At 64.3% G+C, this 21,089-nt stretch carries 23 protein-coding genes; 7 read left to right on the forward strand and 16 right to left on the reverse strand.

Annotated elements, in window-relative coordinates; all coding sequences use genetic code 11:
* Positions 1–103: 103 nt before the first annotated feature.
* Together AC0L23_RS22610 and AC0L23_RS22615 are read right to left on the reverse strand one after the other, a co-directional pair.
* On the reverse strand, positions 104–322 hold the full coding sequence (locus AC0L23_RS22610; protein WP_085351690.1) for a hypothetical protein: 219 nt from the start codon (positions 320–322) through the stop codon (positions 104–106).
* 104 nt (positions 323–426) lie between these two features.
* Positions 427–1,872, reverse strand: coding sequence for a TAXI family TRAP transporter solute-binding subunit (locus AC0L23_RS22615; RefSeq protein WP_085361647.1), 1,446 nt, complete (start codon positions 1,870–1,872; stop codon positions 427–429).
* Between the two features lie 401 nt (positions 1,873–2,273).
* Between AC0L23_RS22615 and AC0L23_RS22620 the strand changes: the two genes are divergently transcribed.
* Both AC0L23_RS22620 and AC0L23_RS22625 read left to right on the forward strand, forming a co-directional pair.
* Positions 2,274–2,621: a DUF3307 domain-containing protein gene (locus AC0L23_RS22620; protein ID WP_018458457.1), complete on the forward strand. Its 348-nt coding sequence runs from the start codon at positions 2,274–2,276 to the stop codon at positions 2,619–2,621.
* Positions 2,622–2,928: 307 nt separating this feature from the next.
* Entirely contained in the window at positions 2,929–3,327 is a 399-nt protein-coding gene (locus tag AC0L23_RS22625; RefSeq protein ID WP_018458458.1) for a hypothetical protein, read from the forward strand.
* Between the two features lie 73 nt (positions 3,328–3,400).
* Here AC0L23_RS22625 and AC0L23_RS22630 read toward each other — a convergent pair whose 3' ends face one another.
* Both AC0L23_RS22630 and AC0L23_RS22635 read right to left on the reverse strand, forming a co-directional pair.
* Positions 3,401–3,730, reverse strand: coding sequence for a YkgJ family cysteine cluster protein (locus AC0L23_RS22630; RefSeq protein WP_018458459.1), 330 nt, complete (start codon positions 3,728–3,730; stop codon positions 3,401–3,403).
* Positions 3,731–3,732: 2 nt separating this feature from the next.
* The gene (locus AC0L23_RS22635) at positions 3,733–4,431 is read right to left on the reverse strand and encodes a helix-turn-helix transcriptional regulator (RefSeq protein ID WP_007599649.1); all 699 of its coding nucleotides are present in this window, start codon (positions 4,429–4,431) and stop codon (positions 3,733–3,735) included.
* A 112-nt stretch (positions 4,432–4,543) separates the two neighbouring features.
* On the opposite strand from AC0L23_RS22635, the gene AC0L23_RS22640 reads away from it, so the two are divergent.
* Positions 4,544–4,849, forward strand: a complete 306-nt coding sequence (locus tag AC0L23_RS22640) for a hypothetical protein (protein ID WP_085351693.1) — start codon at positions 4,544–4,546, stop codon at positions 4,847–4,849.
* Positions 4,850–4,887: 38 nt separating this feature from the next.
* Entirely contained in the window at positions 4,888–5,616 is a 729-nt protein-coding gene (locus AC0L23_RS22645) for a glutathione S-transferase family protein (protein ID WP_085351694.1), read from the forward strand.
* Between the two features lie 177 nt (positions 5,617–5,793).
* On the opposite strand, the gene AC0L23_RS22650 is transcribed toward AC0L23_RS22645, so the two are convergent.
* The 9 genes from AC0L23_RS22650 to AC0L23_RS22690 form a co-directional block, all read right to left on the reverse strand.
* On the reverse strand, positions 5,794–6,945 hold the full coding sequence (locus tag AC0L23_RS22650) for an ABC transporter substrate-binding protein (RefSeq protein WP_085361646.1): 1,152 nt from the start codon (positions 6,943–6,945) through the stop codon (positions 5,794–5,796).
* Positions 6,946–7,023: 78 nt separating this feature from the next.
* Positions 7,024–7,455, reverse strand: coding sequence for an acyl-CoA thioesterase (locus AC0L23_RS22655; RefSeq protein WP_085351696.1), 432 nt, complete (start codon positions 7,453–7,455; stop codon positions 7,024–7,026).
* A gap of 10 nt (positions 7,456–7,465) precedes the next feature.
* Positions 7,466–8,227, reverse strand: a complete 762-nt coding sequence (locus tag AC0L23_RS22660) for an SDR family NAD(P)-dependent oxidoreductase (protein ID WP_085351697.1) — start codon at positions 8,225–8,227, stop codon at positions 7,466–7,468.
* A gap of 25 nt (positions 8,228–8,252) precedes the next feature.
* The gene (locus AC0L23_RS22665) at positions 8,253–10,136 is read right to left on the reverse strand and encodes a feruloyl-CoA synthase (RefSeq protein ID WP_085361645.1); all 1,884 of its coding nucleotides are present in this window, start codon (positions 10,134–10,136) and stop codon (positions 8,253–8,255) included.
* The gene (locus tag AC0L23_RS22670; protein ID WP_085361644.1) at positions 10,133–10,942 is read right to left on the reverse strand and encodes a crotonase/enoyl-CoA hydratase family protein; all 810 of its coding nucleotides are present in this window, start codon (positions 10,940–10,942) and stop codon (positions 10,133–10,135) included. Before AC0L23_RS22670 ends, AC0L23_RS22665 begins: the two co-directional genes overlap by 4 nt.
* Before the next feature lie 254 nt (positions 10,943–11,196).
* On the reverse strand, positions 11,197–11,658 hold the full coding sequence (locus tag AC0L23_RS22675) for a DUF3237 domain-containing protein (protein WP_085361643.1): 462 nt from the start codon (positions 11,656–11,658) through the stop codon (positions 11,197–11,199).
* A 12-nt stretch (positions 11,659–11,670) separates the two neighbouring features.
* On the reverse strand, positions 11,671–12,990 hold the full coding sequence (locus AC0L23_RS22680; protein WP_018458468.1) for a TRAP transporter large permease: 1,320 nt from the start codon (positions 12,988–12,990) through the stop codon (positions 11,671–11,673).
* A 2-nt stretch (positions 12,991–12,992) separates the two neighbouring features.
* On the reverse strand, positions 12,993–13,502 hold the full coding sequence (locus AC0L23_RS22685) for a TRAP transporter small permease (protein ID WP_085361642.1): 510 nt from the start codon (positions 13,500–13,502) through the stop codon (positions 12,993–12,995).
* A 219-nt stretch (positions 13,503–13,721) separates the two neighbouring features.
* Positions 13,722–14,738, reverse strand: coding sequence for a TRAP transporter substrate-binding protein (locus AC0L23_RS22690; protein ID WP_085361641.1), 1,017 nt, complete (start codon positions 14,736–14,738; stop codon positions 13,722–13,724).
* A 214-nt stretch (positions 14,739–14,952) separates the two neighbouring features.
* Here AC0L23_RS22690 and pobA point away from each other — a divergent pair, with 214 nt between their 5' ends.
* Both pobA and AC0L23_RS22700 read left to right on the forward strand, forming a co-directional pair.
* Complete coding sequence (gene pobA / locus AC0L23_RS22695) at positions 14,953–16,122, forward strand: 4-hydroxybenzoate 3-monooxygenase (protein ID WP_026233588.1); 1,170 nt, start codon at positions 14,953–14,955, stop codon at positions 16,120–16,122.
* Positions 16,123–16,356: 234 nt separating this feature from the next.
* Positions 16,357–16,776: a PaaI family thioesterase gene (locus tag AC0L23_RS22700; protein WP_018458472.1), complete on the forward strand. Its 420-nt coding sequence runs from the start codon at positions 16,357–16,359 to the stop codon at positions 16,774–16,776.
* 5 nt (positions 16,777–16,781) lie between these two features.
* On the opposite strand, the gene AC0L23_RS22705 is transcribed toward AC0L23_RS22700, so the two are convergent.
* On the reverse strand, positions 16,782–17,666 hold the full coding sequence (locus AC0L23_RS22705) for a LysR family transcriptional regulator (RefSeq protein ID WP_085361640.1): 885 nt from the start codon (positions 17,664–17,666) through the stop codon (positions 16,782–16,784).
* Positions 17,667–17,786: 120 nt separating this feature from the next.
* Here AC0L23_RS22705 and AC0L23_RS22710 point away from each other — a divergent pair, with 120 nt between their 5' ends.
* The gene (locus AC0L23_RS22710) at positions 17,787–18,410 is read left to right on the forward strand and encodes a pyridoxamine 5'-phosphate oxidase family protein (RefSeq protein ID WP_473357439.1); all 624 of its coding nucleotides are present in this window, start codon (positions 17,787–17,789) and stop codon (positions 18,408–18,410) included.
* A gap of 181 nt (positions 18,411–18,591) precedes the next feature.
* On the opposite strand, the gene AC0L23_RS22715 is transcribed toward AC0L23_RS22710, so the two are convergent.
* Entirely contained in the window at positions 18,592–19,323 is a 732-nt protein-coding gene (locus AC0L23_RS22715) for an ABC transporter ATP-binding protein (protein WP_018458475.1), read from the reverse strand.
* Positions 19,320–21,089, reverse strand: a complete 1,770-nt coding sequence (locus AC0L23_RS22720) for a branched-chain amino acid ABC transporter ATP-binding protein/permease (RefSeq protein WP_085361637.1) — start codon at positions 21,087–21,089, stop codon at positions 19,320–19,322. Before AC0L23_RS22720 ends, AC0L23_RS22715 begins: the two co-directional genes overlap by 4 nt.

The raw sequence follows: 21,089 nt of genomic DNA on the forward strand, positions 1-21,089 counted from the left end.
CAGGCGGCTCAGTTTCGTCTTTGCGGTCCCCGGCTGGAACCTCGCTGCCAAAGTGCCTGCCCGGCTCGAGGCCGTCAACGACGGTCCGCCGGACCACGCGCCGCTACTTGAAATGCGGCGGTTCGTCGTAGCCGCGACGGCTGCTGAAGAACAGCAGCACCATCAAGCCGATGCCGACAAGAATGGAAAAACCGGCCCCCAACGCCAGCGCCACGTAGCCTTCCGTCGGGATCGGCTCGCCCTCGACCGCCATCGCGGAATAAACGAAATAGCCAACCGCGGCCAACATTCCCAGCAGGAAGATGATGAGGAGTGCACGCATGGCGCGGTCTCCGGTTGATCCGAGAACAAACGGTTGTGGACAGGGACGGTTCCCGGCCTAGGGCCCCCGGTCGCTCGAAGACGTGCCGGCAAGGCGTCGCCGGGTCAGGCACTCTGAGCTGTCTTCACCACCACGACATTGCTCTCGTCGTGCTGGGAAGGGGCCACATCCTGAGCGGCCTTCTCGCCCGCGCCCGCATGGCGCTTGAGATAGTCGCGGCGCATGCCGATCTCGTCGCGGACGAATTCGTAGCCGAGCTTGAAGGTGTCGAGCCCGTCGGTACTGATCGTGCCGTCTCTGAGGCCGATGACGGCGCCGCGTAAAATGCCTTCCAGCTCGTCCTGGAGACATTCGAGCTGGTCGAGCGAATGCGCATGTTCGATCCGCTCGCCGATGTCGAGGATGGCGGTGGCCAGCTCGCTGGCCTTCTCCGGCGCGATCCGGGTGATCTTGGCGTAGATCGCGGCGAAGATCGAGCCGATGACGCTGAGCGCGGCAGCGCCGAGATACATCAGGTCGCTGTACTTATCCATGAACGACTTGGTGTCGTCGTTGATGTAGTCGGCCGCCCCTTGATGCGCCATCACGAAGGCGTCCTTCTCGACGGAGGCGGGCTCGATCCTAGTGGCAAAGCCGCTGTCGAGCCCGAGCGCGGACTTGTTCTCGTAGACGGTGCGCGCGAGCTCCCCGGCCGCCGTCGGCGACATCCTGGATTGGGCGACCAGCAACCATTCGAGCCCGATCGTGTCGAGATCGTCGCCGGGAATTTCCGGCGATGCAGACAGCGTGCCCGCCGTCAGCGTCTCGCTGGAAATGCCGGGGATCTTGCGCGCCAGCGCTTTCGCCTCGTCGATCGCGTTCAGCGTGAAGCCGCCGCGCCTGGCGACCTGCTCATACGCCTTGTCCCGCACCGCCCGCGAGGCGTGGACGATGGCGACGACTGCGCCAAAGCCGCTCGCCGGCGCGAGCAGCTTGTCGAGCGTAGCGCCCTGTGGCGCCATCTGGATCCTCCCCGCGTCCGCACCCTCCGGAACGTCGAGGATACCGCGGACGAAGACGAGCGCGGAGTCGTTGTCGGCGACGACGGCGACCTTCTTCTTCTTCAGCTTGGCGAGCGACTTGATCTTCTTGTTTCCGGGCCCGAGCAGCAGCACGATATCGTGCTCGAGGATCGCGAGCGTGCGTGCCCGCAGCGGCACCTTGGCGTCGGTGCGCAGCACCGCGAGGTCGGCCTGCTTGTGGTCGAACCGGGCGATCGCCTTGGCGTTGTCGGCGTTGTTGACGATCTTGATCCGGAAGCGCGAGGCGTTGTTCTTCAGGACGGCGGCGAGCTTGGCTGCGAACAGCGCCTCGTCGCTGTTGGCGGCGCCGACGGCAAAGGTCAGCGTCTCCGAATTGTGCACCAGCATGCGGCCGCCCCAGACGGTGGCAAGCGACAACAGCAGGGTCAGCACGACGTAGAGGAAGACCTGCTGCTGATTGGTCTTGATCACCTTGGGTCGCCGGGGCGGTGGCTCGATCGGCGATGACGTCGGGCCCTCAGTACTCATGGCAGCACTCTGGCCTTATGCTTCCGGTGGCGGGCGGCTTGCGGATGTGATCGCTGCGGTCGCCCTGTAATTCGTAAACGTCTGAAAAAAGAACGATATTCTCTACTGACGATGGTAGCGCGCAGGCCGCGGAATGCAAATTCCGAGCCGAAGGTAACCTTACTCAACTCGGCCCCGGCGATTGGTCATCCTATCACCAGTTAGCCACAGTTGGCGATTTTCCGGTTCCCCCCGGCTGCATTCCGCCGCGGGAGGTGTCATAAATCGCAAGTCCCGGCGATTTGACCGGTCCAGGAAGAGATTGCGCTGAACGCTCCAATTCTTCTTGTCACGTCAACGAGGGCGCCTTGTCGTTTCCACCCCTGTCATCGGCGGTTCCGGTCGAAGCCCTCATTGGTTGGATGTTGCTGCTGACGTTCAAGCACATCATCGCCGATTTCGTCCTCCAGACCGCCTGGATGGCGCACGGCAAGGACCAGAAGCACGGCTGGGCCCTGCCGCTCCTGGTGCACTGCCTGGTTCACCTTGCGGTTGCGCTGCCGCTGATCCTGATCGTGGCGCCGAAATTCTGGTTTGTGGCGCTGATCGACTTCGTCATCCACATCACGATCGACCGCGCCAAGGGCCTCGTCTCAGCCAATTTCGGTGTCGATCTTGCGCATCCCTGGTTCTGGACCCTGATCGGTGTCGACCAGGCCCTGCACCATCTGACTGGCTTCGGCCTCTCCATCTTCATGGCGGCGAACTGACCGCTGGCGGCCTCGGCGCGTAGGTGGTCGTCCATCGGCATCCACAAGAGGTCGTCATGCCCGGGCTTGTCCCGGGCATCCACGTTCTTCGCGCCTCTCGGCTTTCCGTGGATGGCCGGGACAAGCCCGGCCATGACGCGTGGAGGCGTTCGCGCCTGACTCATCGGCTCAGATAGCGCGGCTGGATCCCCGCCCAGCCCATTGATTCGCGGCCCACGCGCAAGGACCCCCGGGTGACTACCGGGCAGCGTGGTTAACCTTTCATTAGAGAATTGCACTGCATCTTCCCAGACGAGGGAGAACTGCAATGTTTTCAAGCCGCGATACCTTTGAAGGCGATTCCTGCCCGGTCCGCGACGAACTCCTTGGCGAGATGTACCGCGCCAGCGAGAGTGGCCTGCCGAGGCTGGTTGAAAGTGTTTCCCCTGACGCGCGCGCCAGGCTGGCGCTGTTCTGCTATCGGCGCAGCCATCTGCACTCGCTGGCGGTCGCGATCGCTGGCAGCTGTAACGAGCGCGACCTGATCGAGAACGGCGGCCGTGTCGGTTCGACGCTCTACGCGCTTGCGCGCGAAGGCGCGGCGAAATCCTCGCCGTCGCTGTCGGGTGGCCGCAAGCCGATCACGCTGTCGACCAAGCCGCTCTCGGTGCTCGCGCCGCTGGACGACGAGATCGACGACGAGATCGGCGAAGCCGTCCCGGCCTAAAGCACGATCGATCGCGCTCTAGCTCTCTATTGGCGTATGATCTCGGCGGAAAACCGCTGCACACTTTTCCGGATCATGCGCCGGCGGCCTCTATCACCGGCAGCCCGAATTTCCGTCGCGCCATCGCGCATTCGGCATCGCCCGGCATGCAGGTGCGGCACACGTCCGGCCGCACTGCATAGATGCCGCACGCGGTCGCTTTTCCAATGTTCCCCTGCAACGCCGAACAGCGATCGCCTTCGCAGCGCATGCCGGATTGACGGTCGTTGACGAGCGCTTCGGGAATCGCGGCAAGCTCCTCGTCGCTCTCGATCGAGAAGCGCGGCCAGTTCGCCGAATAGCCGCAGCAGGCGCCGCAACTCTGGCAACAGCTCGACAGGTCGATCGGGGCGTTCTCATCCATCGTCACGTGTCCTTTGGCGGGCCCCAGACCAGGCTCTGGCGCCATTTCGCGCGCAGCACGTCGCGCCTTTCAGGATATCTCTCGTCGGGATAGCTCGCGTCGACCACGCGGTCGGTGCGGAAGCTGCGGAAGTCGCCGCGCAGCTCGCACCAGGCCGCGAGCAGGCGCACGGCTTCGAGATAGCCGATCGAAATCGGCCAGATCATGCGCTCGCTGGCGCGGCCCTGCTCGTCGCGATAGCGCAGCATGATCTTCTTGCCTTCGTGGATCTGGGTGCGCGTGCGAGCCATGTCCAGGCGGTCCGGCTCCCTGTTCCAGCTCGGTCGGGCCCGGCTTGCCGGCTCCAGCACGAACGGACGCAGGCGCTCAGGGACAGTGTCGGCGATCTTGGCCATCAGATCTTCAGCCGCACGCGCCAGCGCGGGATCGGCATGGCCGGCGACCCATTGCGCGCCCAGCACCGCCGCCTCGATTTCGTCGGGTGTCAGCATCAAAGGCGGCAGGTCAAAACCCTTTTCCAGGATATAGCCCATGCCGGCTTCACCACGGATCGGCACGCGCTGGCCGATCAGCGTGGCGATGTCGCGATAGATCGTGCGCTTCGAGGTCTCGAGCTCGGCCGCGATGGCGTCCGCCGTCAGCGGCTTACGCGTGCGCCTCAGCACCTGGATGATTTGAAACAGCCGGTCGGCGCGTCTCATGACGGATCTCTTGTCAGTGGTTTTTCAGAAGGCGGCGCGCGGCTGCTGACAGGATGTTGGCAGCAGGGGAGTTCTATACCGGGACAACACGTCGACTGAAGAGGATTTGTCCATGATCATTCCAACTCATTTCGGCCCGGCCGCTGCGCTGTGGCGGACCCCGCCTTTACAGGTCCAGCCTTTGCGAGTCCCGACTTTGCAAGCCCGAGCTTGGTACGCATGGGCGTTCGGCCGCCTCGTATCCCTTGATCTCATGGTCCTCGACCTCCGCCTTGCGCTCGCGACCATGGTGGCTCGCTTCCTGGTCCAGGCCGCGGACGCGCTGGTCCGTCATGTCATGGCCCGCGCCTGGCGGGGGGCCCGTTTCGCAGAAGATATCACGGCTGCTGCCACCATGGTGGCAGCAGCCCGCGGTTAAGTTCCCTCAACTCTTTCGGTCGTTTCAGGAGAGCCTTCATGATCACGCTTTACGGCTTTGGCGCCGGCTTCGGCCTGCCGGAAATCAGCCCCTTCGTCACCAAGACGGAGGTGCAGCTTAAGATGGCGGGATTGCCCTACCGGAAGGAGCGGGCGATGCCACCCGCATCACCCAAGGGGCAGCTGCCCTTCATCGACGATAGCGGCGAGGCGGTCGCCGATTCCACTTTCATCCGCGCCCATATCGAGCGCCGCTACGGCTTCGATTTCGACGCCGGTCTGTCGCTCGTCGAGCGCGCGCAGGCCTGGGCATTCGAGCGCATGATCGAGCATCACGTTTATTTTGCGCTGGTCGGGGCGCGCTGGGTCGATCCGGTCAACTTCGCCAAGGGGCCTGCGCATTTCTTCGACGGCGCGCCGGAGCACAATCGCGAGAAGTTGCGCGAGGATGCGCAATTCCGTGTCGCCGAGAACTACCTGCTCTCCGGACTCGGCCGCCACGCGCCCGATGACGACGTCGATCTCGCCGTGCGCTCGCTGTTTGCGCTCTCGGTGCAACTCGGCGACAAGTCCTATCTGATGGGCAACAAGCCCTGCGGCGTCGATGCCACCGCCTTCGGTGCACTCGCCGGGATCCTGACGCCGTTCTTCGAATCCGCACTGCGCCGTCGCGCCGAAGGATTTCCGAACCTCACCGCTTATGTCGACCGGATGATGGACAGTTACTATCCGGAGTTCGCCTGGACCCCGCTGCGGCAGGCGGCTTGAGGCCTGGAATGAGACTCATCTAGCGCCCCGAGAAAGGTGTGTCCCCTCCCCCACAAGGGAGGAGGGAACTCAGAGAGCGGTGCTGTTGTTCAAACGCGATCCGGCATTACGCTCGCTGCAAACAAAAAGAGCCGGCCCATCGGGCCGGCTCTCGTCGTCTCAATCCTGCCGTTGCGTCTATTTCACCAGCGTGTACTTGCCGTTCTTCACCGTGAGCAGGATGCGCGAGCGCTCGTCGAGGCCGTAGCGATCCTTTTCGGTGAAATTGTAGACGCCTTGGCTCGCCGCAAGCTCCTTCTCCGACAGCAGCGCCTGGCGAATCGCCTCGCGGAATTCCGGCGTGCCTGGCTTCGCCGTCTTGAGTGCCGCCGGGATGATGCGCTTGAGAATCTCGAAGGCGTCGTAAGAGTGACCGGCGAACTGGCTGCGGCTGTTCGGGCCGTACTTGGCTTCATAGGCCGAGTTGAGCGCGAGGCCCGGCTTCTTGGTGGCGGCTTCGTCCGGCTGGTCCTCGGGATCCATGACGGGACCAGAGGCCATCAGCACGCCTTCCGCAGCTTTGCCGGCGATGCGGATGAAGTCCATACTGGCGGCACCATGGGTCTGGTAGATCAGGCCCTGATAGCCACGCTCGCGCAGCTCGGTCTGCGGCAGCGCGGCCGCGGTCCCGGAAGCGCCGACCAGAATGGCATCGGGATTCGCCGCCACGAGCTTCAGCACCTGTCCGGTCACCGACGTGTCGGGGCGAGCGAAGCGCTCCTCGTCGGCGATGGTTATGCCCATCGGCACGGCCTGCGCCTTCAAATCGTTGAACCAGAGGTCGCCATAGGAGTCGGAATAGCCGATATAACCGACGGTCTTCACGCCCTTGGACTTCATGTGGTCGTACAGCACCTTGCCCACGATCGGGATCGGCTGCGGCATCGCCACCGACCACTTCATGCGCTCCGGCGTAATCGGGAACGGCGCCAGGCCGAAATGCGGAATGCCGGCTTCGTTGGCGACGTTGGACACCGCGATGGTCGGCGGCGTCAGCGCCGAGCCCATGATGATGTCGGCCTTGGATTCGGTCACGAAGCGGCGGGCGTTGGTGGTCGCGGTGGTCGGATCGCCGCCGTCGTCGAGCACGATCACCTTCAGCGGCATGCCGCCGATCTCCTTCGGCACGAACTCCAGCGCATTGCGCTCGGGAATGCCCAGCGCTGCGCCCGGGCCGGTGGTGGTGGTGGTGATGCCGATGGTGACCTCGGCGGTCTGGGCCAGCGCGGGCGCGGCTGGCAGCGCAAGCGCGGCCGCGGTGACGGCGGCGGTCAGGTAAAAGCGTTTCATCTATTCCTCCCTTTATGTGTTTCTTTGAAAGCAGAAATCGGGGGGTAATTCAGCCCCCTCTTTTGGTGATGTGGCGATTTAGCTCCGGGCCTCGCTCCCGGTGAATTTGGCTACCATTTCCGCAGGAAACGGTGCCGATTTCAGTTTGTCGGGGTTAACGGGGTCGCGGCCGACCAGGACACGGGTCTCAAAACCCTCGATCGCCAGCGCCTCGCCCTTGTAGACGCTGTGCTTCACCTCGAAGCTCGAGCGCTTGATGCTCTCGACCTTCGTTTCGATGGTGATCCAGTCGCCGTAAGTCGAGGGGATGTAGAACTTGGCGCGCGTGTCGACCATGGGAATGCCGACCAAGCCGTATTTGCGGACCAGGTCCTGCTTGGAGAAGCCGGCGACTTCGAACAGGGTCGACGTCGAATCGTCGAACATCGCGAAATAGCGCGGGTAATAGACGATGTTGGCGGGGTCGCAGTCACCCCACTGGATCTGGACGTCGCGCCGGTTCACGAACATATGCTGCGCCCTATTTCGGCGCCATGCGTAGCGAGCCGTCGAGGCGCACCACTTCGCCGTTCAGGTACGAATTCTCGACCATGTGCAGCGCCAGTGCCGCGAACTCCTCGGCGTGGCCGAGCCGGCGCGGGAACGGGATTGCGGCGGCGAGTGAGTCCTGGGCTTCCTGCGGCAGGTTGGCGAGCAGCGGTGTGAGGAACAGGCCGGGCGCGATCGTCAGCACGCGGACGCCGAACTGCGCCAGCTCGCGCGCGATCGGCAGCGTCATGCCGACGATGCCGCCTTTTGAGGCCGAATAGGCCGATTGCCCGATCTGGCCGTCATAAGCGGCAACGGACGCCGTGTTGATGATGACGCCGCGCTCGCCGGTTGCCTGCGGCTCGAGCTTGGACATCTCGTTCGCGGCAAGGCGAAGCATGTTGAAGGTGCCGATCAGGTTGACCTTGATCACCTTGTCGAAATCCGCGAGCGCCATCGGGCCGTCACGGCCGACGACGCGCTTGGCAACGCCGATGCCGGCGCAATTGACCAGCACGCGCGCGGGTCCATGGGCCTTGGTTGCCTGAGCGATCGCAGCCTCAGCGGAAGCCGCATCGGAAACATCGCAGGTCACCGCGACGCCCTTGATCTCCGCGGCCACGGTTTCCGCGAGCTTGGCATTGAGGTCGCACACCGCGACCCTGGCGCCCTGCGCCGCCAGCTTACGCGCGGTCGCCGCGCCCAGTCCCGATGCGCCGCCGGTGACGATGACTGCCTGATCCTTCAACAACATGGCGTTCTCCTGGTGCGATGTTTTCTTAGCCGACCGATATCACACGGTCCGATGGATTGGCAGCGTAGAGCTCCTCGATCAGCAGGCTGCGATGCTCGAGCACCGCGCGCTGGTTGATCGAGCCCTTGTCGGTGACTTCGCCCTTGTCGATCGAGAGCGGCGTGTCCATGAGGATCGCGCGCGTGATCCGCGTCGAGGATCCCGTGGCCGCGCTGAGAAAGCGGGTCAGCCGTTCGCGAAATGCCTCGCGCACCAGCCGGTCGCGGGTCGCGACGACGAGATCGTCGGTCGGCAGCGTCGGGTTGATCAGCCGGCAGCCGTCGAGATCGAGCACGACGAGCGCGGAGATCTCGTCTCGGTTGATGCCGGCGATGACGACGTCGCGCACCAGCGGCGCGCAGGCCGCGACGAAGCGCGCGCGCAATGGGCCGACGCTGACCCAAGTGCCGCTGCCGAGCTTGAAATCCTCACCGATGCGGCCGTCGAAATCGAAGCCGGCATTGAGATCATCGGGATCGACGGGCTTAAGGGCATCGCCGAGCTTGTAGAAGCCTTCTTCGTCGAACGAATTTGCGGTGATGTCGGGCTGGCGCCAGTAGCCGGGCATCACGTTCGGCCCCTTGCAACGAACTTCCATCTTGCCGTTGTTCGGCACCAGCTTGGCGTCATTGCCGGATACGGGAAGCCCGACATGGCCGGAGCGGCTGGTGCGCGGGTTGACCGACATGAAGAACGGCGCGGTCTCGGTTGCACCGAGGCCGGTCAGCATCGGTACGCGGTAGCCTTTTTCCTTCACCGCCAGCTCGTCGAGGCTGTTCCAGACGAACGGCGACAGCGCCGCGCCCGAGAAGAACATCGCGTGCAGCCGGTCGAAGAATTTTGCGCGGAGGCCCTGGTCGTCGCGCAGATAAGGCAGCAGCGACTCGTAGCCCTTGGGGACGTTGAAATAGACCGTCGGCGAAATCTCCTGGAGATTGCGCACGGTTTCCTCGATGCCTCCAGGCACCGGCTTGCCGGCATCGAGATACATCGAGCCGCCATTGTAGAGCGTCAGCCCGATATTGTGGTTGCCGCCAAAAGTGTGATTCCAGGGCAGCCAGTCGATGATGACGGGCGGCTCGTCCCTGAGGAAGGCGAGTGTCTCGCGCAGCATCACCTGGTTGGCGCAGATCATGCGCTGGGTGTTGATGACCGCCTTGGGGTTGCCGGTCGAGCCCGAGGTCAGCAGGAATTTCGCGATGGTGTCGGGGCCGATCTTGCCGTGGACCTCGTCCAGATCGCCGCGGATCGGGGTTGCAATGAGGTCGGCGAGCAAGGTGACGTCGCGGCCCGGCACGTGGCCGTAGGACGCGGCGATCTCGGTGCCGAGCGAGACGTTGGCCGCGAGCGCGTCGGCGAACTTGTCGGCGTCCTCGGCGAAGACAAGGCCGGGCGTCAGCAGCTTCATCAGGTAGGAGAGCTTGCCGTAATCCTTCGATACCAGCGAATAGGCCGGCGACACCGGGCAGAACGGAATGCCGGCATAGAACGCGCCGAACGCGAGCAATGCGTGGTCGATCGAATTGCCGGAGAGGATGACGAGCGGCCGCTCCGCCGACAGCCCGCGCGCAATGAGCCCTGAGGCGATGTGCCGGCTCGCGGCGAGCAGCTCGGCGTAGCTGATCTTGCGCCAGCCGCGGCCACCTTCGCGCTCGGCCATGAAGACGCGATCGGGCGTCGCGCTCGCCCAGTGATGCAGGCGGTCGGTGATGCGGGCCGGATAATCGCCGAGCGGCTGTTTGGGCCGCAGATAAATCGTGCCGTCGTCGCGCCGCTCGATATTGACGACGGGATCGCCGAACGAAATGGGCCGCAGCGGGGAAGTGCTCGCGCCGCGCTCCATGCTGGAAGAGGACGGCTGCGCGCTCATGATTTCGGCTTCACCTTTGCGGTCTTGTGTTCGAGGAACTCGCGGATCCTGCGTTTTGCCTCTTTGTCGCTCTGCGCCACCGTCGCCATCAGCGATTCCATCAACAGGCCGGTCTGCGGATTGGCCTCCGCGATCATCGGCAGCGCCTGGAGCACGGCGAAGTTGGTCAGCGGCGCGTTGGAGGCGACCTTGGTCGCAAGCTCCATCGCCTTGCCGAGCCCGTTGCCGGCTTCCGTGACATATTGCGCAAAGCCGTAGGAGGTGCCTTCGGTCGCGGAATAGACGCGGCCGGTCAGCATCATGTCCATCATCCTGGCGACGCCGATCAGGCGCGGCAGGCGCACCGAACCGCCGCCACCGACGAAGATGCCGCGCTGCCCCTCCGGCAGCGCGAAATAGGTCGAGGGTTCGGCGACACGGATATGCGCCGCGCAGGCGAGCTCCAGCCCGCCTCCGATCACGGCGCCCCTGAGCGCGGCGATCACAGGCACGCGGCTGTACTGGATGCGGTCGAACACCCGGTGCCACATCTGGGAATGGAGAAGGCCGCCACTGGCATCATGGTCGGTCAGTTCGGAGAGGTCGAGACCGCTGGAAAAATGGTCGCCGATGCCGTGGATGACGACGGCGCCGATATCCTCGGGCAGGGCCGCAAAACACTCGCCGATCTCCAGGATGATGCCGTCGTTGAGCGCATTGCGCTTGGCCGGCCGATTGAGGCCGACGGTCAAAACCCGGTCCGCCCGCTCGATCTTCAAAAGCCCGGAGGCGCCCGCGTCAGCGGTCTCGGCGTTTCCCTGTGTCATTTGCGTCCTTGTCAGAATAGTTATGTTGTATAACGAATTCAGGAGGAGTCAACAAGGGGCTAGGCGCCTCTTGGGTCAGTCAGGCGGGCAAAAGGCGCCCTCCAAATGCGGTGTCGTCCCGGCGGAGGCCGGGAGCCATAACCACAGGGAGAAGTTTGGCCAAGTCGTTCGGTACTCCGACTATTCGCGATCGACAGATCACGCGGTATGGGTCCCAGCCTTCGCCGGGACGACGGCGAAGGGCACTGAAGCCTTCACATCACCTGATGCACGTCGATCACGACGCGGTCCGCATGCCGGGCTGCTGAACCGACAAAAATGTGCTGCATCAGCCAGCGGTATTTCTCATGCCCGGTCTCGAACTTCGGCACGGTGCGGAAATAGATCAGTTTGGGATCCACCGGCTCGCCGCGCTTGAGCTTTTGCAACAGCTCGACCGGGCCGAAGCGCATGCCCTTGTTCTCGACATAGACGGTGGCGCCGTCATCGGTTTGGAACGCGTACTTCGCTTCGAGATCAATCAGCTCATTCGGGCGGATGGTCTGGAAGTCCGCGCCGAACGGCAGCACCTTGCCGGTGATCGCACCCGTCACCTCGCCGCCGACGATCGGGATGATGCGGCGAATGCCGATACCGGTCTCGCCGGCGGTGACGACGTCGCCGATGCGTGCGGTGACGGTAAAGACGTATCTGGTTTCCAGCGACGGCGTGGTCATCGCTTCACCTCCTCAATGCGCCATCATCCGCGTCGGCAACCACGTCGCCAGCAGCGGGAAGGCGATCAGGATCACCAGGCGCACCAGGTCTGTCGCCACGAACGGAATCACGCCCTTGAAGATGGTGGAGAAGGAAACGTCCTTCACCACGCTCTTGATGACAAAGACGTTCATGCCCACCGGCGGATGGATCAGGCCGAGCTCGACCGTCATGACGATGATGACGCCGAACCAGATCGGGTCGAAACCGAGATGCATGATCACGGGGAAGATGATCGGCACGGTGAGGATGATCATCGCCATGGCGTCCATCAGGCAGCCGAGCACGAGATACATCACCATGATCAGCGCCAGCACGCCGTAGGGGCCGAGACCGAGGCCGGTGAGGAATTCCGTCACCTTTTGCGGGGTCTGCGTCACCGTGAGGAAATAGCCGAAGATCAATGCGCCGATCAGCACGGTGAACACGGCGGCGGCCGTGCGCGTCGCCTGGAGCAGTGAGGCCAGAATCTTCTCGCGGTCGAGCCGGCCGGTCGCCACGCCGATGATGAAGGCGCCGGCGGCGCCGACGCCGCCCGCTTCCGTCGGCGTGAAGCGCGGCAAATAGGGCAGGCCGTAAAGGCCGCCGATCACGAACACGAACAGCAGCACCGGCGCCCAGATGTCCTTCAGGCCGGCGAAGCGCTCGCGCCACGGCAGCTCCTTGCCCTTGGGCAGGAAGTCGGGCCGGAAATAACCGATCAGGAAGATCGTGATCATGTACATGGTCATCGCCAGGATGCCCGGGATGATGCCGGCGATGAACAGCTTGCCGATGTCCTGCTCGGTGATGATGCCGTAGACGGCGAGCACGGTGGAGGGCGGCAGCATCGCACCCAGCGTGCCGCCGGCCGCGATCACGCCGGTGGCAAACGACTGCGGATAGCCGAAGCGGCGCATCTCGGGGTAAGCGACCGCGGAGAAGGTCGCGGCGGTCGCGACCGAGGAGCCGCAGATCGCGGCAAAGCCGCCGCAGGCGCCGACGGTGGCGATGCCGAGTCCGCCGCGCAAATGGCCGACAAAGCCGTTGGCGGCGCGGAACAGTTCGCGGCTCATGCCGGAATTGCTGACGAAGGAGCCCATCAGCAAAAACATCGGAATGACGCCGAAGGTGTAGTCGGTCACCGTGCGCATCGAGGTCTGGCCGACCAGCTTCAGCGCCGGCGTGGCGCCAACGAGATAGGAAAAGCCGGAGACGCCGACGAGGCCCATGGCCATGCCGACCGGCACGCGCAGCAGCATCAGGGCGAACAGGGAAACGAAGCCGATTACGGCGACGGCATCGGTGCTCATGATTACTCCGTCGCCTTCAGCTTGGGGTCGTGCATCTCTTCGGGATGGAAGATCAACCGGTAGGTGCGGATCGCGATCAGCAGCACGGCCGAGACGTCGCCGATCCAGGCGATCGCGAAGAACGGCCAGGTCGGCATGTGCATGTCGAAGGTCTGGACGTTGTCGTTGTAGGTGCCGCGCACCTTGTCGAACAGCGTCCAGGTCTGCACCGTCACGACGAACAGCAGCACCAGGGTCGCGAACACGTCGATCCAGCGCTGGTAGCGCGGCCCGACATTGCCCCAGACGAGGTCGACGGTGATGTGGGTGCCGCGATAGGAGGTCGCGGCGATGCCCCAGAAGATGAGGATGCCGAGCAGCATGCGGCCGATGTCGAAACTATCGGGGATCGAATAGTTCAGCGTGTTGCGCAGCAACACCGACAGGAAGATGTCGAGCGCGACGATGCCGACGAAGCCGGCTGCGATCCACTCGATCGAATCGATCACGCGATCCATCCAGGCGCGCTTCATGGGAGTGTCCTAGGTGATGTCATTCTCGTTCTCGACTCGGCTGCTGCTCCTCGCCTCTCCCCGCGTGCGGAGAGAGGCCGCATCGCATCGTAGATGCGGTCGGGTGAGGGGACTCTCCACGAGTCCATCTCTCACTCTTCTTGCGGAAGCGGCCCCTCACCCCACCCCTCTCCCCGTAAAGACGGAGAGAGGGGAGGAGAGGCCGATCGCGTCGCAGCTTCACTCCGCCAGCGCGTTGTACTTCTTCAGCGATGCCTTCAGCTCGCTAAGCGCCGCGTCCGGATCCGCGCCGGTCTTCTTCGCGCCGTCGGACCAGGTCTTCACCAGCGGCTCGGCGGCCTTCTTCCAGGCGGCGGTCTGCTCGGGCGTCAGCTTGTAGACCTCGTGACCGGTTTCCGCCTTGACCTTGTCGATGCCGGCATCCTCGAACTTGCCCCAGTGCTCGCCGACCACGCCCGCCATCTCGACCGTGCAATTCTTGTCGATTGCGGCCTTCTGCTTGTCGGACATCGCATTGTACTTGTCCTTGTTCATGACGAACACGAAGGTCGTGGTGTAGAGCGGCGCCTCCATGTCGTATTTGGTCACCTTGTCGATGCCGAACAGCACCAGCGAGCCCCAGGGGAAGGTGACGCCATCGGCGACGCCGCGCTCGATGATGTCGCGCACTTCGGGCGCGGAGGATTGCACATTGGTGCCGCCGAGCGAGGTAACGAAATTCGCCATGGTGGCGTGGGCGGGGCGGATCTTCAGGCCCTTCACGTCCTCCGGCATCACGATCTTCTTGGTGCGGGAGTGGAAGGAGGAGGGCGAGTGGACGAAGGCGAGGCAGTATTTGACGTCCTTCATCTCCTTCTCGGCGTATTTGCGATACCAGGCGTCGAGCCCCATCGAGCCGCCCTTGGCATCCGAGATCAGGAATGGCAATTCGCCAGCGCCGATGATCGGGAAACGGCCGGGCTGGTAGCCGGGATTGACATAGGTGACGTCGGCGATGCCGTCGCGCGCCATGTCGTAATGGTCGAACGCCTTGCCCATCTGCTGGGCCGGAAACACCTTGCCCTTGATGGTGCCGCCGGAATCCTTCTCGACCGCAGCAGCCCAGTCCTCCAGCGATTTCTGTAGTGGATGCGAGGCCGGCACCCAGTGCGAGATCTTCAAATCGAAGGTCTTGTCCTGCGCGAACGCAGGGCTCACGCTTGCTGCCAGCAGCAACGCCAGACAGGCTTTCCTCATCACGCGTCTCTCCCTCTTTTGACGGCGGGCTTCGATGGCCCGGTCTCGTTAATTAACATGTTATCTAGTTGGCCGGCGCGTTCAAGCCGGAACTGGCGCGACGTGCCGCCGCGCACTCCCTTTTGCCCAACCGTTATATGATATAATTATCGTGCGCGGACGGCCGCGACAAGCGAGCCACGCCGAAAGGCTACAGGATCGGGAGGAGCAAGTATTGCGGACAAAAGTCGCAATCATCGGGGCGGGGCCGGCAGGATTGTTGCTTGGGCAACTGCTGCATCATTATGGCATCGACAATGTCATTCTGGAGCGGCAGAGCCCGGACTATGTGCTCGGCCGCATCCGTGCCGGACTGCTGGAGGAGGGAACAGTTGCGCTGCTCGACCAGATCGGCGCCGGCGCACGGGCGCATGCCGAAGGGCTGGTGCATGAAGGGATCGAACTCACCTTCTCCGGGCGCCGCCACCGCATCGACATGAAGGCTGCGACCGGCAAGACGGTCATGATCTACGGCCAGACCGAGGTCACGCTCGATCTGATGAATGCGCGCACGGCCGCCGGCCTCACCTCGGTCTACGAGGCCAAGGACGTGCAGCCGCAGGATTTCGACGGCGGTCACCCGCGCGTAACCTACGTGAAAGATGGCGTCACCCACACCATCGATTGCGATTTCATCGCCGGTTGCGACGGGTTTCACGGCGTCAGCCGCGCCAGCGTTCCGGCTTCGGCCATCGAGGAGTTCGAGCGCATCTATCCGTTCGGCTGGCTGGGCATCCTCTCCGAGACGCCGCCGGTCAGCCACGAGCTGATCTATTCCAACCACGCCCGTGGCTTTGCGCTCTGCACCATGCGTTCGACCAGGCGCAGCCGTTACTATGTGCAGTGCGCGCTCGACGACCACGTCGACCAATGGCCGGACGACCGTTTCTGGGATGAGCTCAAGCGCCGGCTCGACCAGGACGCCGCCGACAGCCTGGTCACGGGCCCCTCGATCGAGAAGAGCATTGCGCCGCTGCGCAGCTTCGTCGCCGAGCCGATGCGCTTCGGCAGGATGTTCCTGTGCGGCGACGCCGCCCATATCGTGCCGCCGACCGGCGCCAAGGGGCTGAACCTGGCCGCGAGCGACGCGCATTATCTGTCGAGTGCGTTTCGCGAGTTCTACGACGAAAAATCCAGCGCCGGCATTGATGCCTATTCGGCGAAGGCGCTGGCGCGGGTCTGGAAGGCCGTGCGCTTCTCCTGGTGGATGACCTCGATGCTGCACAAATTCCCCGACACCGGCACCATCGGCGCGCGCATCCAGCTCGCCGAGCTCGACTATGTCACGCAGTCGCAGGCCGCGATGACCTCGCTGTCGGAGAATTACGTGGGGCTGCCGTTTTAGGGCGCGCCGTCATGCCCCGCGAAAGCGGGGCATCCAGTACGCCGCGGCCTCTCCGTATCACGTCACCGTCTCTGGAATACTGGATCACCCGCTTTCGCGGGTGATGACAGGGATAGCGGGGCGACGGCGCCACTCCTTTCAAACACCCGCGCAAATTCCGTTTAAAACTTTGTAGGTGGTGCATCTGTCCCGTCTGCCGCGTTCAATGGCGGGAGCCACCAACGCGAGACGGACATGACCAGCACCGACATTCCCGCCGGCTTCGAGCCGCACTTTCGCAAAGCCCCGCTCACCGATCCCTGGGAGCCGCTTTACTCCAGGAAGACCGACAACGGCGTCACCGTGGGATTGCGGCTGGCGAAACCGCACACCAACGCGCGCGGGCTGATCCATGGCGGCCTGATCGCGGCGCTGGCCGATGCCGCCATGGGCTACAGCTGCGCGCAGGCGACGGGCTGGACGACCTCGTTGGTCACGATCTCGCTGTCGGTCGACTATGTCGGCGCCGGCGAGATCGGCCAATGGCTCGCGGTCGAGGGTGAGGCGATCAAGACCGGCAGCACGATCTGTTTCGCGCAGTGCCTCGCGAAGGCCGACGGCGCCGTGATCGCCCGCGCCAGCGGCACCTTTCGCGTCGTGCCGAAGAAGGGGTGAGGGCGTCACCCGAATTTCCACTCCGCGGTCTCCACCACGAGATCGACGAAGGCGCGCACCTTGGCGGAGAGCAGGCGCGAGGTCGGGTAGACGATGTGGATCGGCAACGCCGGCTGCTCGTATTTCGCCAACACGATTCTGAGCCGCCCGCGCCGCAGGCCCTCGGCAGCCTGATAGGCCAGCACCCGGGTCACGCCGCCGCCCGCCTCGGCATATTGCAGGGCGGCGTCGGCGCTGTTGCTGGCGAAGCGTGGATTCGGCGCCACCTCGATGTCGCGGCCGTCCTGCACGAAGCGCCAGTTCGCGGATGGACCGAAGGCGATGGTCTGGTGCCCGAGCAATGCCTCCGGCGTCTTCGGCTCGCCATGGCGCTTGAGATAGCCAGGTGTCGCCACCACGATCCGCCGCATCTCGCCGACCTGGCGCGCGACGAGAGAGGAGTCGGCGAGATGGCCGATCCGCACCGCGACGTCGACGGCATCTTCCACGAGATTGACCAGATTGTCCGACAGCCGCAATTCGCAGGCGACCTCGGGATAGCGCTTGCGGTAGGCGATCATGACAGGCCCGACATGCAGCCGGCCGAAGCCGACCGGCGCCGACACCACCAGCCGCCCGCTCGGTCGGTTGCGCTCCTCCCGTGCCGAGCCGTCGGCCTCCTCGACATCGGCGAGGATGCGACGCGCGCGCTCGAGATAGCGCGTGCCGACGTCGGTCAGGGTCACTTGACGGGTGGTCCGCTGCAACAGCCGCGCGCCAAGATGCTCCTCCAGCGCCGCGATCAGCCGCGTCACCGCGGAGGGGGACAGCCGCAGTTTTCGTGCCGCCGGCGCGAAGCCGCGCAGGTCGGCGACGGTGACGAAAACATGCATGGCTTCGAGGCGATCCATGGCATTATTGCATATACCGCAATGATGAAGTGTCAAGCGGGCCGATTGTTTTAGCCGGCGAAAAGTCCATTTTGGATGGCGAAGACGCGGGGATGCGCCGGGATTTCAGGAGATCGTCCGATGACGGCAACTCACACCTACGCCAGCGACGTGGCGTTCACGCCGGCGGTGAAGTCGATCCAGACCCGAAAGGGATCACGCGAAGGCTATGCGCATGCCGAGCAGCGCGGGTGGCGCACCGAGGTCGATGAGAACCTCGCGGCGTTCCTGGCCGACGCCAACAGCTTTTATCTCGCCACGGCCTCGGCCGACGGCCAGCCCTACATCCAGCATCGTGGCGGCCCGAAGGGCTTCTTGAAGGTGCTGGACAAGCAGACGGTGGCTTTCACGGACTACGCCGGCAATCGGCAATACATCACGCAGGGAAACCTGTCCGAAAATCCCAAGGCCTACATCTTCGTGATGGACTACGCCCATCGCCGCCGGGTGAAGATCTGGGGCGAAGCGCGGGTGGTCGAGGACGACGAGGCGCTGACGACATCGCTGATGCCGAAAGGCTATCGGGCTCGGCCCGAGCAGGTGATCCTGTTCAAGATCGAAGCGTGGGACACGAACTGCCCGCAGCACATCCCGCAGAAGTTCGACGCTGGCGATGTGGCAGCGGCGCTGGCGGCAAGGGATGCGAAAATCGCGGAGCTGGAGGCGGAGGTGGCGGCGCTGAAGGGGGAGAAGGGGGCAAGCTAGGCCACGATCTTCGTCTCTCCCTGAATCCTCCGATGTCATGCCCCGCGAAGGCGGGGCATCCAGTACGCCGCGGCGCCTCGGTTCAAGCACAGCGGTCTTTGGAATACTGGATCGTCCGCCCCTGTGCGCAATTGCGCACTAGGCGGACGATGACAGATGAGTTTGAGGAAGCGTCTCGAAACTACAACACACTCGCGCCTTCGTGCTGGAAGCCGAGATAGCTCGCCGCCACGCGCTCGTTCGCCGCGATGTCGCTGGCCTTGCCGCTGAGCACGAACTCGCCGAGCTCCATGACATAGGCCTGATCCGCGATCTTCAATGCCGCCTGCGCGTTCTGCTCGACCAGCAGCACGGAGACGCCGGCGGCGCGCAGTTCGGTGACGATGCGGAAAATGTCGGCGACGATGATCGGGGCGAGGCCGAGGCTCGGCTCGTCCAGCATCAGGAGCTTGGGCTCGCCCATCAGTGCGCGGCCCATTGCGAGCATCTGCTGCTCGCCGCCGGAGAGCGTGCCGGCGAGCTGCTTGCGCCGCTCCTTGAGCCGCGGAAACAGCGTGTAGACCCGCTCCATCGAGGCTTTCGCCTTGCTTCTCTCGATGCGGAAGGCCCCTAACTCGAGATTGTCCTCGACATTCATGGTCACGAACAATTCGCGGTGCTCGGGAACGAGGCCAAGCCCCATGGCGACGCGGTCCTCGATGTCGAGCCGCGACAGGTCCTGACCTGCGAATGAAACACGCCCTTTCAGCGGCAAAATGCCGATGATGGCGGAGAGCAGCGTGGTCTTGCCGGCGCCGTTGGCGCCGACGATGGTGACGATCTGGTTCTGGCCGACTTCGAGCGAGACCGAGCGCACGGCCTCGACCTTGCCATAGGCGACATGGGCGTTGGCGACGGACAACAGCGCGCTCATGCCGCCACTCCGAGATAGGCCTTGATCACTTCGGGATTGGTCTTGATCGTGGCCGGCGTTCCTTCCGCGATCTTGGTGCCGAAATCGAGCACCACGATGCGGTCGGCGAGGTTCATGACGAAGCCCATGTCGTGCTCGACCAGCAGGACGCTCATGCCGCCGTCGCGCAGCTCGCGCAGCAGCGTCGCGAGCCGCTCCTTCTCCATGTGGCGCAGGCCGGCGGCCGGCTCGTCGAGCAGCAGCAGCATCGGATCGACGCACAACGCACGGGCGATCTCGACGATCCGTTGCTGTCCCAGTGAGAGCGAGCCTGCGAGCTGATGCATCTGCTCGCCAAGTCCGACCCGCTCGATCTGGCGGGCGGCTTCGGCGAGCAGCTTTGCCTCATCAGTGCGGTCGAGCCGCAGCATCGAGGAGATCGGCCCCGAATGGCCGCGCAGATGGGCACCGATCGCGACGTTTTCCAGCACGGTCATATCAGGCACCAGCTTGACGTGCTGGAAGGTGCGGGAGATGCCGAGCTTGACGATCTCCTGCGGCGGCGCCCTGTCGACCTTGTTGCCGAGCACGGAGATCGAGCCCGAGCTGGCCGACAGCACGCCGGTGATCAGGTTGAAGGTGGTGCTCTTGCCGGCGCCGTTGGGGCCGATCAGCGCGACGATCTCGCGAGCCTGGACGTCGAAGGAGACGTTGTTCACCGCGACCACGCCGCCAAATTGTTTCCGGGCCTTCTCGACCTGGAGCAGGACGCTGGATTGGCCGGGCGAGCGGGTGCGCTGCTCCAGTTTCAGCGAAGTGTCTGGCTTCTTGCCACTGGTACGCTGGGGCAGGAACGACATCAGCCAGGGCCAGACGCCGCCGGGTGCGAGCTGGAGCAGCGCCACCAGCATGATGCCGAACACGATGGTCTCGACCTGGCCCGAGCCGGGCAGGATCAACGGCAGATAGCTCTGCAGCACTTCCTTCAGGACCACGACCAGCGCCGCGCCCAGGACGCCGCCCCAGACATAGCCGGCGCCGCCGACCACGGCGATGAAGAGATACTCGATGCCCGCCTGCGCGCCGAACGGCGTCGGGTTCACCGCGCGCTGAAGATGGGCGTAGAGCCAGCCGGAGAGGCCGGCGAGCACGGCGGCATGGATGAACACCAGCATTTTCGCCCGCGGGGTGTGCACGCCGAACGCCTCGGCCGCGACATGGCCGCGCCGGAGCGCGCGGATGGCGCGGCCGGTGCGGGAGTCCAGCAGGTTCATCGTGAGCAACGCCGAGAGGATCACGGCAACCCAGATCGCGTAGTAGATCGAGCCGGGCGAGAGCATTTTGAACGAGCCGATCGACAGCGGCGGGATCGCCGAGATGCCGTCGTTTCTTCCCAAAAATTCCAGCTTGCTGAAGAGATAGAACAAGCCGAGTCCCCAGGCGAGCGTGCCGAGCGGCAGATAATGGCCGGAGAGACGGACCGTGACGAGGCCGAGCAGCACCGCCAGCAATCCGCTGACCACCAGCGACAGTGGTAGCGTCAGCCAGGGCGACATGCCGTAGGTTGTCGACAGCACCGCGGTGGTGTAGGCGCCGAAGCCGACGAAGGCCGCTTGTCCAAACGAGGTCAGGCCGCCGACGCCGGTCAGCAGCACGAGGCCCATCGCGACCAGGGCCGCGAGGCCGATATTGTCGAGCAGCACGATCCAGAATGGGGGCATGCCCGGAACAAACGGGATCGCCGCCATGATCAGCGCGAAGATGAGGATGGGGAGCCGGCTCTGCAT

Source organism: Bradyrhizobium sp. MI1.4 (genome assembly GCF_055811315.1).

Bases quoted from the DNA above. Each gene is read 5' to 3' on its own strand.
- AC0L23_RS22625 (WP_018458458.1), top strand. From the start codon at position 2,929: ATGTTTTCAAGCCGCGATACCTTTGAAGGCGATTCCTGCCCGGTCCGC.
- AC0L23_RS22700 (WP_018458472.1), top strand. From the start codon at position 16,357: ATGACCAGCACCGACATTCCCGCCGGCTTCGAGCCGCACTTTCGCAAA.
- AC0L23_RS22630 (WP_018458459.1), bottom strand. From the start codon at position 3,730: ATGGATGAGAACGCCCCGATCGACCTGTCGAGCTGTTGCCAGAGTTGC.
- AC0L23_RS22640 (WP_085351693.1), top strand. From the start codon at position 4,544: ATGATCATTCCAACTCATTTCGGCCCGGCCGCTGCGCTGTGGCGGACC.
- AC0L23_RS22620 (WP_018458457.1), top strand. From the start codon at position 2,274: ATGTTGCTGCTGACGTTCAAGCACATCATCGCCGATTTCGTCCTCCAG.
- AC0L23_RS22690 (WP_085361641.1), bottom strand. From the start codon at position 14,738: ATGAGGAAAGCCTGTCTGGCGTTGCTGCTGGCAGCAAGCGTGAGCCCT.
- AC0L23_RS22705 (WP_085361640.1), bottom strand. From the start codon at position 17,666: ATGGATCGCCTCGAAGCCATGCATGTTTTCGTCACCGTCGCCGACCTG.
- AC0L23_RS22680 (WP_018458468.1), bottom strand. From the start codon at position 12,990: ATGAGCACCGATGCCGTCGCCGTAATCGGCTTCGTTTCCCTGTTCGCC.
- AC0L23_RS22615 (WP_085361647.1), bottom strand. From the start codon at position 1,872: ATGAGTACTGAGGGCCCGACGTCATCGCCGATCGAGCCACCGCCCCGG.
- AC0L23_RS22670 (WP_085361644.1), bottom strand. From the start codon at position 10,942: ATGACACAGGGAAACGCCGAGACCGCTGACGCGGGCGCCTCCGGGCTT.
- AC0L23_RS22635 (WP_007599649.1), bottom strand. From the start codon at position 4,431: ATGAGACGCGCCGACCGGCTGTTTCAAATCATCCAGGTGCTGAGGCGC.
- AC0L23_RS22660 (WP_085351697.1), bottom strand. From the start codon at position 8,227: ATGTTGTTGAAGGATCAGGCAGTCATCGTCACCGGCGGCGCATCGGGA.
- AC0L23_RS22645 (WP_085351694.1), top strand. From the start codon at position 4,888: ATGATCACGCTTTACGGCTTTGGCGCCGGCTTCGGCCTGCCGGAAATC.
- AC0L23_RS22715 (WP_018458475.1), bottom strand. From the start codon at position 19,323: ATGAGCGCGCTGTTGTCCGTCGCCAACGCCCATGTCGCCTATGGCAAG.
- AC0L23_RS22650 (WP_085361646.1), bottom strand. From the start codon at position 6,945: ATGAAACGCTTTTACCTGACCGCCGCCGTCACCGCGGCCGCGCTTGCG.
- AC0L23_RS22720 (WP_085361637.1), bottom strand. From the start codon at position 21,089: ATGCAGAGCCGGCTCCCCATCCTCATCTTCGCGCTGATCATGGCGGCG.
- AC0L23_RS22655 (WP_085351696.1), bottom strand. From the start codon at position 7,455: ATGTTCGTGAACCGGCGCGACGTCCAGATCCAGTGGGGTGACTGCGAC.
- AC0L23_RS22675 (WP_085361643.1), bottom strand. From the start codon at position 11,658: ATGACCACGCCGTCGCTGGAAACCAGATACGTCTTTACCGTCACCGCA.
- AC0L23_RS22610 (WP_085351690.1), bottom strand. From the start codon at position 322: ATGCGTGCACTCCTCATCATCTTCCTGCTGGGAATGTTGGCCGCGGTT.
- AC0L23_RS22710 (WP_473357439.1), top strand. From the start codon at position 17,787: ATGACGGCAACTCACACCTACGCCAGCGACGTGGCGTTCACGCCGGCG.
- AC0L23_RS22685 (WP_085361642.1), bottom strand. From the start codon at position 13,502: ATGAAGCGCGCCTGGATGGATCGCGTGATCGATTCGATCGAGTGGATC.
- AC0L23_RS22665 (WP_085361645.1), bottom strand. From the start codon at position 10,136: ATGAGCGCGCAGCCGTCCTCTTCCAGCATGGAGCGCGGCGCGAGCACT.